The sequence below is a fragment of the Thermostichus sp. OS-CIW-32 genome, assembly GCF_054060415.1.
Map to the genome: position 1 here is coordinate 1 of NZ_JBSSDD010000011.1, position 16,284 is coordinate 16,284.

The window sequence follows — 16,284 nt, forward strand, 5'->3', positions numbered from 1 at the left end:
AACTCGGACGTGAAACGCATCAGCGGCGAACCTACTGGCAGGGCGACCTGCTGGCAACCTAGCTCGGTGCCAGGCCCACCACCCTAACCCAATCAGTAGGAGAGTATCTTGATCAAGTGATAGTGGTTGAGAGCTAGTTTTTGTTCATAGCTCCTCTCTCTTTATAAGAGAGGAGCTCAGGTTTTGCATAAGGTTTCACCTGTCAGTTCAACAGGCTAGATCCCATCCCAAACATTCCTGCATCACCTGGCCCAATAGGTACAGGGATCCGCAGATTACAGCTGGTGGCTCAGTGAGGTTTTTCGGCTTGAGCAACTGAGCCCGAAGAGCGGAGAGATTGGGCAGTGCCCGTGCCGAGGCGAGATGAGGCTGCAGAGTCTGGGCTAGCTGAGCAAGTTGCTCGGGATCCGTCCCAGAGTGGCCGGCAATTGGCAGAGCGAAAAAGCAATCTCCTGGTCGCAGCAGGGTGCTGAGAATGCCCTGGACATCTTTGGTGGTGAGGATGCCCACATACCAGGTGAGGGGGCCAGGTTGATACTTATCCAGATAGCGACGGAGAGCCTGGGCAGCGGGTAAGTTGTGGGCTCCATCCATCAGCAACTGGCGGGATCCAATCTGCACCCGCTGTAGGCGCCCCGGCCAACGGGTGATGGCAAATCCTTTTTCTACAGTGGCATCCGGGATCCGCCAGCCCTGTTGCTGTAGAGTTTCTACAACGGCAAGAGCTACTGCCGCATTGGTGAGTTGTACATCGCCGCTGAGGGGCAGGGTGAGGAGCTGCCCTCGCCATTGGGCGGTTTGAGGCTCTGACCATTGTAGAGGGTCGACCACCCTCAGGGGGCTTTGCAACTGCTCTGCCTTGGCTTGGATAACTGCTGTGACCTCTGGAGTTTGGGGTGCGCACACTGCCGGGATCCCTGGCTTGAGAATACCCGCCTTTTCAGAGGCAATTTGGGGAAGGCTGTTGCCCAAGCGCTGCCAATGATCCCAGCCGATGGAGGTGATAGCCGTTACCACTGGCTCGATCCCAGCATTGGTAGCATCCAGCCGCCCCCCCAGGCCCACTTCTATCACTGCCACATCCACCTTTTGCCAGCGGAAGTACAGCCAAGCGGCAGCGGTGATAACCTCAAACTGGGTGGGAGAAGCCTCGTCAGGGGCATAGGTTTGTAGGCAGTCTCGCACCTGGGCCAGCGCTTGGCTCCAGTCGTTGGCGGAAATGTATTCCCCGTTCAGCCAAATCCGTTCCCGCCAGTCCACCAAATGGGGAGAGGTGTAGCGGCCCACACGATAGCCTGCCGCCCACAACACGTGGCTGACCCAGGCACAGACAGATCCTTTGCCGTTGGTGCCGGCTACGTGGATGGCCGGGATCCCAGCTTGGGGCTGTCCTAGACGCTGCAGCAAGACTTGCATGCGTTCCAGACTGAGATCCACACCAAAATGGCCCAGGGACTCCAGAAAGGCCGGCCAATCCCAGTCTGGGATCTGGGACAGGGTTAGGGACAAGTTGCTCTGGTTCAAGCAAAGACTCCGTCTTGCCAGGGTAGGTGAGATTTGGGATTTTTTCTAGGGATCAACAATTCTAGAGGTTCACTACAAAAGCGTCACGGATGCCCGGCTGCTTGAGCACCTCTTCTAGGATCCCATCCGGCAGGGGATCGTCCAAGCTGAGCACCATGACTGCATCGCCGCGGATGATCTTGCGCCCCACCTGCATGCTGGCGATGTTGACATTGTAGGCTCCCAGCAGGGTGCCAATCCGTCCGATGATTCCCGGCATATCCCGGTGCAGGGTCATCAGCATGTTGGCGGAAGGGGGCACATTCACCGGGAACTCGTCGATCTGGGTAATCCGCACCTCTCGCTCCCCAATCAACGCCCCCGAAACCGAGCGGATCCCATTGGGGCCGTGGGCAATCAACGTCAGGGATCCGGAATAATCTTTCAAGGAGGGATCTCGAGTTTCCACCACCCGAATGCCCCGTTCTTTGGCCTCGATGGAGGCGTTGACGTAGTTGACCCGCTCCCGCAGCGCCAGCGTCAAAAGCCCTTTGAGAGCGGCAATGACGATCGGCTGACCATCTTTTTCTGCCAGATCTCCCTGCAGGCGGATCTCCAACTGGTTGACGCGATCCCCCGCCAATTGGCCAACCAAGTTGCCCAGGGTTTCGGCCAAGTCCAGGTAGGGTCTGAGGTTTTGCAGCACCTCTGCCTGTAGGCCGGGGATGTTCACGGCAGAGCGGGCCGGCAGCCCCAGCAACACATCGCGGATCTGCTCGGCCACATCAATGGCCACATTCACTTGGGCTTCTTCGGTGGAGGCCCCCAAGTGGGGAGTGAGCAGGACTTCTTTGCCCAGGGAAAACAGCGGGGAGTCCTTCAGGGGCTCGTTGGCAAATACATCCAAAGCCGCTCCGGCAATTTGGCCGGATTTCAGGGCTTCGTACAGGGCTTGTTCATCCACCAAACCGCCGCGGGCGCAGTTGATCAGGCGAGCGGTCGGCTTCATCATGCGAAAGGTTTCGGCGTTGAACAGGTTGGTGGTTTCAGGGGTTTTGGGAACGTGCAAGGTGATGTAGTCCGATTCCTGCACCAAAGTTGTGAAGTCCACCAGGCGCACCCCCAGTTGCTCGGCCCGCTCCACGGATAGATAGGGGTCATAGGCCAGCAGCTTCATCCCCATCGCCTTGGCAATCTGGGCCACATGGGATCCAATCCGACCCAATCCGACAATCCCCAGCGTTTTTTTGTAGACTTCTACGCCGACAAACTCTTGCCGATTCCACAGGCCCGACTTCAGAGAGGCATTGGCATCGGGTATGTGGCGGGAGAGGGCCATCATCAAGGCAATGGCGTGCTCGGCAGCGGCAATGGTGTTGCCCTCTGGGGAGTTGACCACCAGGATCCCGGCTTTGGTTGCGGCGGGCACATCGATGTTATCGACACCAACGCCCGCCCGCCCGATGATTTTTAAGTTCGTCCCCGCCTCGATTACCTCTCGGGTAACCCGTGTACCGGAGCGCACCATGATGGCATCGTAGTTGGGGATGACCGCGATCAACTGCTCTGGGGTGAGCTGGGTTTGCACATCCACCTGAGCGACTTGGGAGAGAATGTCGATCCCCGCCTGATCGATGGGATCTGTGACGATGACTCTGGGCATAAGCAGCGTTAGTCCAGTGGGATGGAGGGCAACAGAAGTAGGGGAACAGATTACCCAAAAAATTGGGTCTAAAGCTCCGTCCTACTGCTACGCAGTTCGCCTTGGCCTCAGGAAGCTGCAGGAGGGCTTTAATGCTATGGTCATCCTTAGCGGCAGGGTAGTCAACCGCTCTGTTCAAGCAAGCGGGCTATAGGCCTTAAGCCCAGCAGTGCGAAGGCCAACGAAGACGCGCTGTGAATATTCTGGTCGTCAATGCCGGTTCCAGCAGCCTCAAATCCTCCCTATTTCTGACGGTTGAGGGAAGGGTGGAGGCCACGCCCATCTGGCAAGCCCAGGTGGATTTCACCTACAAGCCGGGGGAGGCCCTCATCCAGACTCGTCGGCGAGGCGGTGGGTGGGAATCTTTTCCCTCCGCTTCACCTGAGGGAGGGATCGGCCAACTGGCCCCGCTGTTTCAAAGCCTCTGGCAAGGGGAGGGATCCCTGCTCTCCCAGGCGGCTGAGATCGGCGGCGTCGGCCATCGGGTGGTGCATGGGGGATCCCTGTACCGGCAGCCCACCTTAATTACGCCAGAGGTGGAGAGGGCGATTGAGCAATTGATCCCCTTGGCCCCAGCCCACAACCCTGCCGCGCTGGCTGGCATCCGTCTGCTAAGGCAACTGTTGCCGGGGATCCCTCAGGTGGCCGTTTTCGACACCGCCTTCCACCAGCAAATGCCTCTGGCCGCAGCCCTCTACCCCCTTCCCTACGCTTGGGCTGAACAAGGGATCCGCCGCTACGGGTTTCATGGCATCAACCACGAGCATTGCGCCCGTCGCGCTGCCGAGATCTTGAACCGACCCCTGGAGGAGTTGCGGCTGATCACTTGTCACCTGGGCAACGGCTGCTCGTTGGCGGCCATTCGCGGGGGCAGAAGTGTGGACACCACCATGGGCTACACCCCCCTGGAGGGCTTGATGATGGGATCCCGGTCGGGGTCAGTGGATCCGGGCATTTTGATCCATCAGTTGCGCCAGGGCATGAGTGTGGATGAACTGGATCGGATCTTGAACCGAGAATCGGGGTTGAAGGGCGTTTCCGGCCTGAGCAGCGATATGCGGGTTGTGTTGGAGGCAATGGAGGCAGGCCATGCCCGGGCGGAGCTGGCTTTCGATCTGTTTGTCCACCGTCTGCGCAGCCAGATTGGGGCGATGCTCATGAGCTTGGATCGGCTGGATGCGCTGGTGTTTTCTGGGGGGATTGGGGAAAACTCAGCACCGGTGCGGGCGGCAGCCTGTGCAGACCTAGGTTTTTTAGGGATCCAGATCGACCCGGTTTTGAATGCCGGATCCCCCCGCAACTGCGATATCAGCACTTCGGATGCTCCGGTGCGGGTTCTGGTGATCTCAGCCCAAGAGGACTGGGCCATTGCCACAGCTTGCCAAAACCTTTTGCAAGGGGAATAGACGAAGGATCCCAGGCCGCTGCTTGCCAGGTTCTCTCCTTTCCGCCCACTGGCTTGGTGGAGACAAACTCTAGACAATAAGCTCAAAAAAAGAAGACCTTTTGGAGTGGAGGAAAACCATGCAGCGAAGGCATGAACGGATCCCATTGCTGGTGCTGCTGAGCAGTGTTCTGGTGGGGTGTGGGGGCACGACCGGCAGCAGCGATCTTCTGCCCCTGCCGCCTCCCATACCTGCTCCATCCCTCACCATTACTGATCTCTCTCCGCGCACCGTCTTGGTGGGGCAAACTCCAACCTTTGTGGTGTCTTTTCGGGTAGAGGCCCCTGCCGGGATCCGGGGTTCCAACGCCTTTTTGGCTTCCGTCACCACCCCACTGGGCAATTTCGTAACTCTGGGAGCTTTTGATGCCGCTCAGTTGCCCGGCTGCTTCGTTGGGGCGACCACCTGCACCGTTACAGGGCTGACCCTGACCCAGAATCGCTTTACCCTCACTCAAACGGGATCCCATCAGCTCACCATCAGTGTGTTCGATCGGCAGGAGCGGCTGGGCAGCGGCAGTTTCACATTTACTGGAGTGCTTTGAAAACGGTTTGGATAAAGACACAGAGGATACTAGTCTTGCAGGATCCCCAGAAACTCAAAACTCACTCTAGGCCCTATCTCTCAGGTGGATTTCTGAGGCTTCCGGCCAAGGGATCAGGCCACCTCGGTCAAACTTGAACGGCCTCGCCGTTCCTGAGGAGATCGAGTTTTGTTGCTTCAAATCGGGTGGGGATAAAGTCGAGTATGTAGTCACTCTAAACATCATGGTCTAAACATCATGAATGAAACCTTTCCGTCTGGCTCCCCTCTCCCTCTGGAAGAGGAGCTGAGGGTGGTCGCGGAAGCGGCGCGGAGCGTTTGGGCACGGTCTCCAGCAGGAATGTAACTCGGAGATCCCAACTCAGGTGATCCGGATCAGCGCAAGCCTTTGGTCAGGGGAGTAGGTTATAGTTATCCAAAAAGATAACAATTTTGACGAAAAAGACATCTTCTGCTTTCCCCAAGCTGACCTTTGGATATGCTGAAGCCGATCTAGGGAATGGAGGCGCTGAACTGTGGAGAATGGGATCGTGTGTCAACTCACTTTAGAATGGACCGAGGCCGACCGGCGCCGATCGCAAACGGTTTCGCCTGTCCCCTCTAAGCTGGTTACCATTGGACGGGATCCCAGCTGCGATGTGGTGCTCAATGACCCAACTCGCTCGGTCTCAGGAGTTCACGCCGGGCTTTATTTTGATCCCAAAACCTTAAACTTTCACATTCGCAACTTAACTCGGGATCGTTTGCCTCCTAAGCAGCCCAACCCTGTCTGGGTGAATGGCCGAAAAATGATTCAGGAGGAGCCTGCGCTTGAGGCCAATAGCCAAATTCAGTTGGGGCACATTGTGCTGAGGGTGAAGTCTATAGAAGTGGCCAGGAAGGATCAGGGGGATCTCCTCAGCCGCGGCACTTTGGACACCCTCAAGGTTAAGTGCAGCCGCCTGGAAAACCCTCACTACCTGCCCCCAGAATATCAGGGTCAGAATTGTCCCTACTGTGGACATTTGGTTTTGAGCGCTACCTTGGTGATCCCTCCTCCAGAAGCTGGCAAAGCCCCACAACCTCCTCTCTAGAGGACCAACCCTTTCTATTCTTCTTAATTCTTCTTACAGATCCCAGTGGCTGATCCAAGTCCGTGGGGGATAGAAAAAAGGGATCCCGGGCAAACCAAAAGTGACCTGTGAGGTCGCGCTGTTCTGTGTTTTCTCAATGGCCTCTTCATGATCTTTGTAAAGGTAAGGAGAAGCTATGCAAATTCAACTGAGCTGGGAAGATCCCATCACCGAAGAACAGCAGGAGCTGATTTTTCCATTGCCTCTTGCCTTGGGCAGGGAGCTGGCCCAATTGCCACAGGAATGGCAAGGTCGAGAAGTGGCGCGGGCTGTGTTTGCCAGCCAGGAGATCTCCCGTTATCACGCCCTCGTCTATCTCGGTGAGGATGGCCAGGTCATCTATGAAGATCGCAGTGCCAACGGCAGCCGCATCAATGGGGAAAAAATCCGTCAGGCACGCCGGGTGCTCCAGGGGGGAGAAGTGGTGGAGCTTGGCCCCTACAGCATCACCGTGGGTTTGGTGTCCCCCAGGGATCCCAATGCCACCCTTCTGACCGCCACCCCTACTCTTTTGCTGGAGCCGCGCACCGAACTGATTCGCCCGGCCACCCAACCCGACACCGCATTTGAGGTTCCCCCGGCTTCCACGGTGGTTTTCGCCCCAGAGCAGCTTCCCGAGGTGCGGCCTGGCTCGGATTTTCCGCCGCCGGATTTGTTTCGAGCTGAGCAAATTGCCCTGAGCGCCCTCAAAGCCACCGGACTGCCTGTGGAGGAGACCCTCTATTTGGCCTTGGGCGGCGGTATCGGCAGCTTTGTCTGGGTGGATACCCTGCGCATCTACGGGGTCAGACCGGAACACATCCGCGTCATCAGCATTGCCCGCAAACCCTACGAACGGTATGAACGGCTTTTGACCAACTGCCAGATCCCCCGCTGGAAGCGAATTCGCTCTGGCTCCGATTCTTGCCCGGACAACATTTGGGGCTGGCCTGGCTATGCTCTGCGGGATGCTTGGCGTTCCTTTTTCTCCGGCCGATTGTTGGAAGCACTCGGCTTTTTGTGGCAGGTATTTAGTGAGCCCTTGTTGGCAGATACCTATACGCCGCGGGCGGGGGATGTATTTGCCTCAATGGATCGGGAGGCAGCCCGAATTGGTTGGGAGCAAATGTTGTGTTACGGCCATATTCGCGCCATTCGCAAAACGGAGGATGGGCGATATGTGGTGGCCTATTCGGCAACGCGGCCCGGCCATACGGATCACCGTTTTATGGTGGCCAAGTATCTCCATTTGGCAACTGGATATCCGGCCATCAAGTTGCTCAACGACCTGCAGGAGTTTCGCGAAAAAACAGGAGATTTGAGATCGGTGGTACACGGCTATGAGCCTCATGATCACGTTTATGAGCAGTTGGAGAAACAAGGTGGCACCGTCCTAATTCGGGGATTTGGGATCGTCGCCTCTCAGGTGATGGAACGCCTTTACGAAGCCCGCAAAGTCAACCCCCGCATCTCGGTGGTGCATCTGAGCCGTGCGCCCAAAAGCGGTAATCGCTTCGGACGAGCCAAACGGGCAGTGGATAACCATTGGGAGTTTCAGCCCTTCAACTGGCCCAAGGGCACTTGGGGAGGAGTTCTGCGTGCCAAATTGGAAGCGGCGACCCCCCTGGAACGGCGCGAACTGCTGGAAGCTTGGGGCGGCACCACGACAGCAAGTCGGCGGAAATGGCGGCGGATCGTGCGGCAAGGGTTGCGAGAGGGCTGGTACTCGATTGTGTTCGGCAAGGTGGAGTCGGTGGTTCCCGGCGACAAGGGTAAGCCGGTAACCTACATTCGAGGTACCCACAACAACACGCAATTAAAGGTGGAGGCCGATTTCGTTATCGACTGTACGGGTTTGGTTTCGGATCCCATGACCAATCCTCTCCTCAACGATCTAATTACCCACTACAACCTGCCCCTCAATCCTCATGGGCGCTTGCATGTCTCCAACGACTTTGAGCTGGTGGAGATGCGCAACCGGGATGGGCGAATGTACGCCGCTGGGATCATCACCTTGGGCGGGCCCTATGCGCCGGTGGATACGTTTTTGGGTTTACAGTACTGTGCCCATCGCTCGGTGGAACACCTGGCTCGACTGCGGGCACCGGGGGTCAAAGGCTTAGAAGGGATCCGATCCCTGTGGCAATGGTGCAAGTGGGCCCTAAACATCAGCCCCTAGCTTGCCGACATTGGGCAACGCTCCTGGATTTTGCCGGATGTTTATGGTTATCAACGCTATTGTTGGCGACACATCATGGCTATTCCCCATCCCGTTGAACCTGGTGAAAGGGGTGTTGCGTTGATCCCCAACTCTTCTATACCAAAGGGGGAAGGGTTGGGGGTGAGGGCCAGAAGGTTCCCTCAAACATACTGGGAGCGACACGGATCCTGATGATCTCGATTGGCAAAACTGCGGGAGGAAAAAATGACTCCGACCTTGATTGGCCGCTGGCAAACTCGCATTTTCTTATTGGCCACCGTTGGTGTTTTGGCAAGTTTACCCTTTTATTTTGGGATCACTGGACATGGCGGCAGCCTCACCTATTTTTGGGTGCTGTTCTACGTAGGTCTGTTTGGCTGTGTTTGGGATGTTGTTTATAACTACCTGATGGGGTGGATGTGGGATCACGATTGGCCTGGGATCCTTCAGCTTTTGGCCGGCATTTGGGAAGGGCTTTTTTTGGGTACAGTCTTGAAGGTGGTGGGTCTTCCTTATATCCCAACCCAACGGTTTGACTTGGGAGATTTTATTCTCCACTACAGTGTGGTCTGGGTTTGCCTTTACCTCAGCGCTTGGGTGGTAATGCGCATTTTGTTTCCCCGCTGGCGCTTTCGCGGTGGAGAGTGGCTGGGGCCATGGCCTCGCTCTGGCAGCTAGAGAGGGGATCCACTGCCGCTAGAATCAGGCTGGGAGACCTCCCCGGATAAGTCTGTGTTTTGATCAGGTCTGTGCAGGCTAAGGGGAGTTGAGACTTGTTGCTGACCCAGATTTTTGCCCCATGCAAGCCTGTACCCTGATTGCCCGCGCCAAGATCAACCTCTACCTGGAAATCCTCGGCTCCCGTCCTGATGGGTATTCAGAGGTGGCGATGGTGTTGCAGAGCATTCATTTGGCGGATCGCCTGCAGTTGAAGTGCCGTCCTCACGGGATCCACCTCACCTGCGATCGTCCAGAAGTGCCTGCAGATGCCCGCAACCTTGCCTATCAAGCCGCTGAGCTGCTGCAAAAAGAGTGTCACTCTGCCGCTGGCGTGGAGATTCACATCGAAAAGCACATTCCGGTGGCAGCAGGTTTGGCGGGGGGCTCGGCTGATGCGGCGGCGGTTTTGGTGGGGTTAAACCAACTGTGGGGGCTGGGCCTGACGGTGGGAGAGTTGCAGAGTTTGGCAGCCCGCTTGGGATCCGACATTCCCTTCTGTATCCAGGGGGGAACGCAACTGGCCACCGGGCGCGGGGAAGTTTTGGAGCCGCTGGCCGATTGGGAAGGGATCCCTGTGCTGCTGGCCAAGCCCAAGCACCTGGGGGTTTCCACCGCCTGGGCCTATCAAGCCTTTCGTTCTCGTCAGGGGAGCTTGGGAGGGGATGCCCTACCCAAACCCACACTGCCCACCTTGCCGCAGGCGTTGGCGGCTCTCAGCCGTCAGGATCCGCCGGCGTTAGCCAGGAGTTTGCGCAATGACTTGGAACAGGTGGTTTTGCCGGAGTACGCGATTGTAGGGGAACTGCGCCAAGCTCTTCTCTCGGCGGGGGCCCTGGGATCCCTGATGTCGGGGTCGGGGCCAACGGTCTTCGGAATCATGCCCAGCCTGGAGCTGGCCGCCCAAGTGCGCAACACCCTGCGTCACCAGTTTCAGGATGTAGAGTTTTGGGTGACGCAGTTTGCCCCCACTGGGATTCTGCTGCAGCCGGATCCCTGTAGCCTCAGTCCTACCTAGGTTGTCGACTGGATGGGCTGAATGTGGGATCCCCACCAGCCTTCTCTATTCTTCCCTCTGGTTGGCATAGTAGGATGAGCACCTAAACTTAACCTTGCGTTCACAGACTGCTGGCTTTAGCGGTCAAGTTATCTCTCTGCTCTGAACCTCCCTCATGCCGCCCATCACCAAGATCCTGATCGCCAACCGGGGTGAGATTGCCCTGCGCATCATCCGCACCTGTCAGGAAATGGGGATCCGAACTGTGGCCGTTTACTCCACTGCGGATCAGAACTCCCTGCACGTCCAACTGGCGGACGAGGCTGTTTGCGTAGGAGATGCCCCGGTGGCCAAAAGCTACCTCAACATTCCCAACATCATCTCGGCAGCCCTCACCCGCGGGGCCACTGCCATTCATCCGGGCTATGGGTTCTTGGCGGAGAATGCCAAATTTGCCGAGATGTGTGCCGACCACAACTTGATCTTCATCGGCCCCTCGCCAGAGGCGATGCGCAAGATGGGCGACAAGGCCACGGCCCGCGAGACCATGCAAGCGGTGGGGGTGCCGACGGTGCCGGGCAGCCGCGGGTTGATCACCTCTGAGGAGGAGGCAGTGAAGCTGGCGGAGAAAATCGGCTACCCCGTGATCATCAAAGCCACCGCCGGTGGCGGGGGGCGGGGTATGCGGGTGGCGCGGGATGCCCAGGAGCTGCTGAAGATGCTGCGCACCGCTCAGGGGGAAGCCCAAGCAGCCTTTGGCAACGGCGGGGTTTACTTGGAGAAGTTCATCGAGCGCCCCCGTCATGTGGAGTTTCAGATCTTGGCGGATAGTCAGGGCAATGTGGTGCATCTGTACGAGCGGGATTGCTCCATTCAACGGCGGCATCAAAAGCTGTTGGAAGAGGCCCCCAGCCCGGCTTTGACTGCAAGCTTGCGCGCCCGCATGGGAGCAGCGGCGGTGAAAGCGGCCAAGGTGGTGAATTATGTGGGGGTGGGCACGGTGGAGTTTTTGCTGGACAAAAATGGCCAGTTCTACTTCATCGAGATGAACACCCGCATCCAGGTGGAGCATCCGGTTACTGAGATGGTGACCGGGCTGGATCTGATTGCCGAGCAGATTCGCATTGCCCAAGGTCAACCCCTCACCTTTCGCCAGAAGGATGTGGAGTTGCGGGGCCATGCCATCGAATGCCGCATCAACGCCGAGGATCCCAAGCAGCAGTTTCGGCCTTGCGCGGGCACGATCAGTGCCTATTTGCCCCCTGGGGGGCCGGGGGTGCGCATGGATTCCCACATCTACACCGACTACACCATTCCCCCCTACTACGATTCGCTGTTGGGCAAGCTGATCGTCTGGGGGCCTAACCGGGCAGCAGCCATCCGCCGCATGCAGCGGGCTTTGGGGGAATGTGCCATCACTGGGGTGCCCACCACGATCCCTTTCCACCAGCAGATCCTGCGCCACGAGGCTTTTTTGCGGGGCGAGGTGTACACGGACTTCATCGCTCAGCATTTGATGCCGGGGTAGGGGCCGAGTCCAAGCTGGAGCTTGCTCGCAGGGGAAGGATAGAGTTGGTTGAGGGTTGCCAGTGGGCTAAAGATGAGGGATCCCCGACCTGGTCAGGTTCGACAGACTCAACCGAGCGGCCCTGCTCCCAGTCTCAGCCATCTGGCGGCGCAATTTTTGCAGGAGCGGGAGCGGGATCTGGCCCCTGCCAGCCGCCGTACCTACCGCATTGCTCTGGAGCAGTTTGCCAAAACTTGCCCGGTGCCGCTGCCCCAGGTGCAGCCTGTCCACGTTCAGTCCTTTTTGAACAGCTTGAAAGGGCGACCATTCCAAAGCCGCTCTGGCCAGCGGATCCATCCGCCCGCTTCCCCGGCCACCTACAACCTCAAGCGGTTGGCCTTGCAACAATTTTTTGAATGGGCCAGCCAACGGGGCTACCTTCAAGATCCCCTGCCCACCCAAGCCATTCGACCTGCCCGCCTACCCGCTCGTTTGCCTCGCGATCTGGATCGGTTGTTGTTGCAGCGGGTGTTGCAGCGGGCCCAAAACCATTCTCTGCGCTACGCGGCTTTGATTCGCCTGATGCTGGAGTGCGGGCTGCGGGCCCAGGAGCTGTTGGACTTAACCGTTCAAGATTTTCAAATCAGCCCTGAGGGATCCCTGTTGGAAGTGCGCTGTGGCAAGGGGAGCAAACCCCGCGCTGTGGCAGTAGGGGATCCCCTCTCCGAGCTGTTGCAACAGTATCTGAGCCGAGAACGGGGCCCGTGCGCGCCGACGGATCCCTTGTTTGTTTCCCAATCTCGCTGCTTGGCCTACCGGGGGCGCCCCCTCACCTACGATGGCCTGCGGCATATTGTGCTCAAGCTAACCGAGCCTGAGCCGGGACATCAAACCCCTCACCAGTTTCGCCACAGTTTTGCCACCTTGTTGCTGGATCGCGGCGTTGCCCCCGAACATATCCAGCACCTGCTGGGCCACACAACTGCCGCCATGACGATGCGCTACACCCAGCGGGCCAACTTGAGAGCAGCCATCGCCCGTTCCCGCGAGATCTTAAATCAGGGCTTGGTTTAGGGATCCCTGGCTGTACTATGGCCTCTGTCGTTTCCAGTGAGACAGACGCGGATTGCTCGCAGAAAGAGGGATCCCCAAAAAGAGATCAACGATCCTCAAGGACGGACAAACCTGACTAAGGTGGTTTGGAATGACCTGAAAACAACCGATAACCAATGGGTTATTTCAAGTTACACGCTGGAGAGGAATGTAGAGCACATGCTCTCTCCCCTTGCCAATGGGCAACTGCGGCCCAAGACTGGCCTTCTGTTGTCCCAACCAGATGATCAGGTTTTTGTTCTCAGGATAGTATTCCAAAACATACTTGATGAAGTCATCAATTGTACATGGCTCGTTGAAACCTCCCATCCACTGATGAAAGTGGCTATGCACTTCGCTGGCTATAGTAATCAGGTTGGAAAGATTTGCTGCAATCTTTGGATAGTGCGCTTCAGAGTAGAGATGGTGAACCGTTAGGCTACTGGCTGTTTTTCGAGTAACTCTACAGAGATTTTTATCCCTTCTTCTTGCAAGCTCTTTTGCTCTTTCTATCTGCCTTTGTCTATCCTGGATTGTCTTGACGATTGCCTGAATCTGGGGTTCAATGCGTTCGCCAACATCTCGACACCAGTCTTTTCTGTGGTTTTGCTTGAGGACTTCTACCATAATCTTGGCAAGCTCATAGATGCCTCGCAAAGAGAGGTAGACAGTGTCGTCGTTGCCAAAGCGTGTGTAATGAACGTCTTTGATGAGTTTACTTTGTTTTGATGCAATCTCAAGCGCTTTCTTAAGGTAATCAGTTCGAGTTCCAAAGATCGTCACAACATCTTGAAGAGATAGCCAAAACTGATCTTGTCTTCTGACCAGAGAGGAGCTGTTTTCGAGGATCCTATGATCCACCAGAGCCTTCTGACTCTTGCGATACTCTTCCTTGAACCAATTCCTAATGCTTGTGCTAATGCTTGTGTCTGTAGAGTACTTACGACCTTGCTCTGACCTAGACCTTAAAAAGGATAAAATGGCGTAAGCACCAGACTGCGTGTATTCTCTCAGCCCCGAACTTTTGTTGATAACGCGATAGTCTTTACCTTCCACCAGTTCCCACTCATCATCAGGGATACTGTCAAAGTAGGCTTCAATCTCCCTGAGTTCCTCAAGGCTGATACCCAAAAATTCGGCGAGCTTGCTTGAAGAAACATAGACTATAGCCATTGCTCAAATTTCTCCGTAAGGCTTTTGTAGAAGAGAGTCAATCGCTGGAAAATTTTGTCATCCCCGGTTGGAGAATCGGGATGGTAGATCTTGCTCAGGCGATAAAAGGCAGCTTTGATGTCCTCATTGGTAGCTCGATCGGGGTCAAGTCCAAAAACCCGCCATGGCAAGTCGTACTTGAAGATGTTGATCCCGTTGATGCAGCCATACCCCTCTTCCCCCTCTTCGTTGGGAAGGATCCCGATGTGCTGACGATAAATGCGCTCCAAATCGTCTATGTTGGATAAGCTCAGCTTGCCCATGCCGCTGGTTGCCAGTTTGAAGCTGGCTGACTTTCTCAGCTCGGCTGCGTTTTTAACGCCAAAGTGGTTGTAAATCGCTTTCTGCAGCTCTTTGACAGACAACCGAGGCGGTGGCTGTAGCTGCCTGACCACAAACCGCGCAAAATTCTCCAGGAGTTCCTTAGAGATGCCGTAGGTATCGGAAAGGCGCTGGATTTCTGCAGCAATCGCCCCTTGCGGATCGGGCTTGGTCTCTTCTCTTGAGGTTGCCCTAGTTGTTTTTGGTTTTGTGCTGGCGGCTTTTTTGGGCATGGCTTCCCCTCAAGTCAGTGATGCCAAGTGTAGATCCGCACAAAACTTATAGGCTGTCTGTGAATTTATTTGCACAATGATGCAGACAATCTTAGGTCAGTGTAACAATGTTGCCGGTACCTGTAAAGCTTTGCACCACATAAGCTTCGCCATACCGATGCCCAGTTGGATGGCTTGGTGTGGGGAGCAGATCCGCACTGGGCGGCCCCGCAGGCGAATCTCGCCAGCATCCGGCTGGTAGAGGCCCGCCAGCATGTTCATCAGGGTGGTTTTCCCGGCGCCATTCTCCCCCCGGAGAGCGTAAATCTCCCCGGCCCGTAGTTCAAAGTCCACGCTAGAGCGCCCCCAGCTTGCCTGTTCGGTTGAGTTCCCCCGCCAGGATCCCTACCAGACAGGCTCTCTCATAAAAAGGCTGATCATAAATGGAAGGCTCTCTGAAGAAAGAGGTACACAGGTTGAGTACCACCTTTCCTTGGCAGTGAACGTATTTCCGGCTACTTTTCAGCGCCAACTTGGGGCCGCCCCTTCAGCTTTTGGGGATCAGCCGCTTCGGACAGGCAGCACGGATGTGGGATTCGCTCAGGTCGGGCATGAGAGCCAAGGCCCGCTGAGCATCAATTTGCGCTTCGCACACTGCCTCCAGTACCTGCTCAGCCATCAAGGAAAGGGGCATATCGGCGGTTTGCTCGGGATCGGTATCCAGGGAAATTTGTCGGACTCCCACAGGGGGGGGTGGCAACACCGGCGGAGCTGCCTGCGGGGATAGGGTGGTGGAAGTGCCCACCTCCAACTGCGCTTCTGCCAGGGCCACACCGTGCCCCACCATCAACAGGGATCCCAGCAACAGGAGCCATCCCAGCCCACGCCCCCCTTTGCGGAACTGAGTCGGAGCCTTCTGCTGTCGCTCAAGGCTGCTGATGTTTACGGCCCTCTTGAACCTGTCACCGAGCATGTCACCTCTCCGAAACCACCCCTTTGCTCAAGATATCCAACACAACTTGAATTTGCAGTAGGCTATCGTTGGCCCTCCAGGTAGTGCCCACCCGTTGCCAAACTTTGCCCGCTCCAGCCCTGCCCCCTCTATGGCCCGTCTGTCTCAAGAGCTAGCCCGGTTTTCCCGCCTTCCCGAGAGCCCAGAGCAACCCGAACCCTCCCCGGAAGGGTTGATCCGCATCGAAGACATTCTAAAACTGGCGGGCGAGCGCAGTTTTGGCTTGTTTTTGGCGGTGCTCTCTTTCCCTTCTGCTTTGCCTCTGCCGGCTCCCGGCTATTCCACTCCCTTTGGCGTGGTCATCCTGTTGCTGGCCGCACAAATGCTGGCAGGGCGAACCACTCCTTGGCTGCCGAAATGGGTGTTGCAGACCTCTGTTGAGCGGAGGCAATTTCAAAAGTGGGCGCAGGCCGGGATCCCGTGGCTGCAGCGTATTGAAAAAATTGCCCGCCCCCGTTGGAAGCAGCTTTGCACCACACGGCTCGGCCAAGTCTGGCTGGGCACCTGGATCGGCTTGATGGGGATTTCCATGATCATCCCCGTTCCAGGCACCAACACCCTGCCGGCAATGGGGGTTTTCGTCACCGCCTTTGGCCTCCTGGAAGAAGACGGGATCCTGTGCAGCTTGGGATCCCTGATCTGTGTAGCAGGAGGACTGCTGACCACTTCCATTTTGATCGGCCTGTGGTTGGGGGGAACAACCCTTTTGGATTGGCTGGGGAGATAGCCG

General features: G+C 56.8%; 14 protein-coding genes and 1 pseudogene. 9 read left to right on the forward strand and 6 right to left on the reverse strand.

The genetic code is table 11. The features are described from left to right. Positions 1 to 207 precede the first annotated feature (207 nt). Positions 208 to 1,509, reverse strand: coding sequence for a bifunctional folylpolyglutamate synthase/dihydrofolate synthase (locus tag ACVWY8_RS11300; RefSeq protein WP_457395072.1), 1,302 nt, complete (start codon positions 1,507 to 1,509; stop codon positions 208 to 210). 76 nt (positions 1,510 to 1,585) lie between these two features. Next, a complete protein-coding gene (serA, locus tag ACVWY8_RS11305) occupies positions 1,586 to 3,166 on the reverse strand; it encodes a phosphoglycerate dehydrogenase (RefSeq protein ID WP_414332254.1) in 1,581 nt (526 codons plus the stop codon). A 233-nt stretch (positions 3,167 to 3,399) separates the two neighbouring features. Between serA and ACVWY8_RS11310 the strand changes: the two genes are divergently transcribed. From ACVWY8_RS11310 to ACVWY8_RS11345, 8 genes are all read left to right on the forward strand, one after another. Further along, positions 3,400 to 4,611 (forward strand): acetate kinase, encoded by a 1,212-nt coding sequence (locus ACVWY8_RS11310; RefSeq protein WP_457394975.1) that lies wholly within the window; start codon positions 3,400 to 3,402, stop codon positions 4,609 to 4,611. A 118-nt stretch (positions 4,612 to 4,729) separates the two neighbouring features. Further along, the gene (locus tag ACVWY8_RS11315; RefSeq protein ID WP_414344699.1) at positions 4,730 to 5,194 is read left to right on the forward strand and encodes a hypothetical protein; all 465 of its coding nucleotides are present in this window, start codon (positions 4,730 to 4,732) and stop codon (positions 5,192 to 5,194) included. Positions 5,195 to 5,723: 529 nt separating this feature from the next. Further along, positions 5,724 to 6,266 (forward strand): FHA domain-containing protein, encoded by a 543-nt coding sequence (locus tag ACVWY8_RS11320; RefSeq protein ID WP_414374025.1) that lies wholly within the window; start codon positions 5,724 to 5,726, stop codon positions 6,264 to 6,266. Between the two features lie 175 nt (positions 6,267 to 6,441). Then, on the forward strand, positions 6,442 to 8,463 hold the full coding sequence (locus ACVWY8_RS11325; RefSeq protein ID WP_414332258.1) for an FHA domain-containing protein: 2,022 nt from the start codon (positions 6,442 to 6,444) through the stop codon (positions 8,461 to 8,463). Between the two features lie 246 nt (positions 8,464 to 8,709). Next, complete coding sequence (locus ACVWY8_RS11330) at positions 8,710 to 9,162, forward strand: hypothetical protein (protein WP_011431474.1); 453 nt, start codon at positions 8,710 to 8,712, stop codon at positions 9,160 to 9,162. Positions 9,163 to 9,283: 121 nt separating this feature from the next. Next, entirely contained in the window at positions 9,284 to 10,219 is a 936-nt protein-coding gene (ispE, locus tag ACVWY8_RS11335; protein ID WP_414382793.1) for a 4-(cytidine 5'-diphospho)-2-C-methyl-D-erythritol kinase, read from the forward strand. A gap of 154 nt (positions 10,220 to 10,373) precedes the next feature. Next, the gene (gene accC / locus ACVWY8_RS11340) at positions 10,374 to 11,726 is read left to right on the forward strand and encodes an acetyl-CoA carboxylase biotin carboxylase subunit (RefSeq protein WP_414423734.1); all 1,353 of its coding nucleotides are present in this window, start codon (positions 10,374 to 10,376) and stop codon (positions 11,724 to 11,726) included. Between the two features lie 72 nt (positions 11,727 to 11,798). Then, positions 11,799 to 12,779 (forward strand): tyrosine-type recombinase/integrase, encoded by a 981-nt coding sequence (locus ACVWY8_RS11345; protein ID WP_414423735.1) that lies wholly within the window; start codon positions 11,799 to 11,801, stop codon positions 12,777 to 12,779. Between the two features lie 165 nt (positions 12,780 to 12,944). Here ACVWY8_RS11345 and ACVWY8_RS11350 read toward each other — a convergent pair whose 3' ends face one another. The 4 genes and pseudogenes from ACVWY8_RS11350 to ACVWY8_RS11365 form a co-directional block, all read right to left on the reverse strand. Next, complete coding sequence (locus ACVWY8_RS11350; protein ID WP_457394978.1) at positions 12,945 to 13,970, reverse strand: hypothetical protein; 1,026 nt, start codon at positions 13,968 to 13,970, stop codon at positions 12,945 to 12,947. Further along, positions 13,961 to 14,563 carry a J domain-containing protein gene (locus ACVWY8_RS11355; RefSeq protein WP_083757641.1) on the reverse strand — a complete coding sequence of 201 codons (603 nt, stop codon included), beginning with the start codon at positions 14,561 to 14,563 and terminating at the stop codon, positions 13,961 to 13,963. The genes ACVWY8_RS11350 and ACVWY8_RS11355 overlap by 10 nt, the downstream gene beginning before the upstream one ends. Before the next feature lie 150 nt (positions 14,564 to 14,713). Continuing rightward, positions 14,714 to 14,896, reverse strand: a pseudogene (locus tag ACVWY8_RS11360) (ATP-binding cassette domain-containing protein); the annotation flags it as partial. Between the two features lie 193 nt (positions 14,897 to 15,089). Next, on the reverse strand, positions 15,090 to 15,515 hold the full coding sequence (locus ACVWY8_RS11365) for a hypothetical protein (protein WP_457394981.1): 426 nt from the start codon (positions 15,513 to 15,515) through the stop codon (positions 15,090 to 15,092). 130 nt (positions 15,516 to 15,645) lie between these two features. Between ACVWY8_RS11365 and ACVWY8_RS11370 the strand changes: the two genes are divergently transcribed. Further along, on the forward strand, positions 15,646 to 16,281 hold the full coding sequence (locus tag ACVWY8_RS11370) for an exopolysaccharide biosynthesis protein (RefSeq protein WP_457394984.1): 636 nt from the start codon (positions 15,646 to 15,648) through the stop codon (positions 16,279 to 16,281). The last annotated feature ends 3 nt before the right edge of the window (positions 16,282 to 16,284 follow it).

What these genes read in the sequence shown, in the direction of transcription:
- serA (WP_414332254.1), bottom strand. Translation starts at nt 3,166, where the DNA reads ATGCCCAGAGTCATCGTCACAGATCCCATCGATCAGGCGGGGATCGAC.
- ACVWY8_RS11315 (WP_414344699.1), top strand. Translation starts at nt 4,730, where the DNA reads ATGCAGCGAAGGCATGAACGGATCCCATTGCTGGTGCTGCTGAGCAGT.
- ACVWY8_RS11325 (WP_414332258.1), top strand. Translation starts at nt 6,442, where the DNA reads ATGCAAATTCAACTGAGCTGGGAAGATCCCATCACCGAAGAACAGCAG.
- ACVWY8_RS11330 (WP_011431474.1), top strand. Translation starts at nt 8,710, where the DNA reads ATGACTCCGACCTTGATTGGCCGCTGGCAAACTCGCATTTTCTTATTG.
- ispE (WP_414382793.1), top strand. Translation starts at nt 9,284, where the DNA reads ATGCAAGCCTGTACCCTGATTGCCCGCGCCAAGATCAACCTCTACCTG.
- accC (WP_414423734.1), top strand. Translation starts at nt 10,374, where the DNA reads ATGCCGCCCATCACCAAGATCCTGATCGCCAACCGGGGTGAGATTGCC.
- ACVWY8_RS11345 (WP_414423735.1), top strand. Translation starts at nt 11,799, where the DNA reads ATGAGGGATCCCCGACCTGGTCAGGTTCGACAGACTCAACCGAGCGGC.
- ACVWY8_RS11350 (WP_457394978.1), bottom strand. Translation starts at nt 13,970, where the DNA reads ATGGCTATAGTCTATGTTTCTTCAAGCAAGCTCGCCGAATTTTTGGGT.
- ACVWY8_RS11355 (WP_083757641.1), bottom strand. Translation starts at nt 14,563, where the DNA reads ATGCCCAAAAAAGCCGCCAGCACAAAACCAAAAACAACTAGGGCAACC.
- ACVWY8_RS11365 (WP_457394981.1), bottom strand. Translation starts at nt 15,515, where the DNA reads ATGCTCGGTGACAGGTTCAAGAGGGCCGTAAACATCAGCAGCCTTGAG.
- ACVWY8_RS11370 (WP_457394984.1), top strand. Translation starts at nt 15,646, where the DNA reads ATGGCCCGTCTGTCTCAAGAGCTAGCCCGGTTTTCCCGCCTTCCCGAG.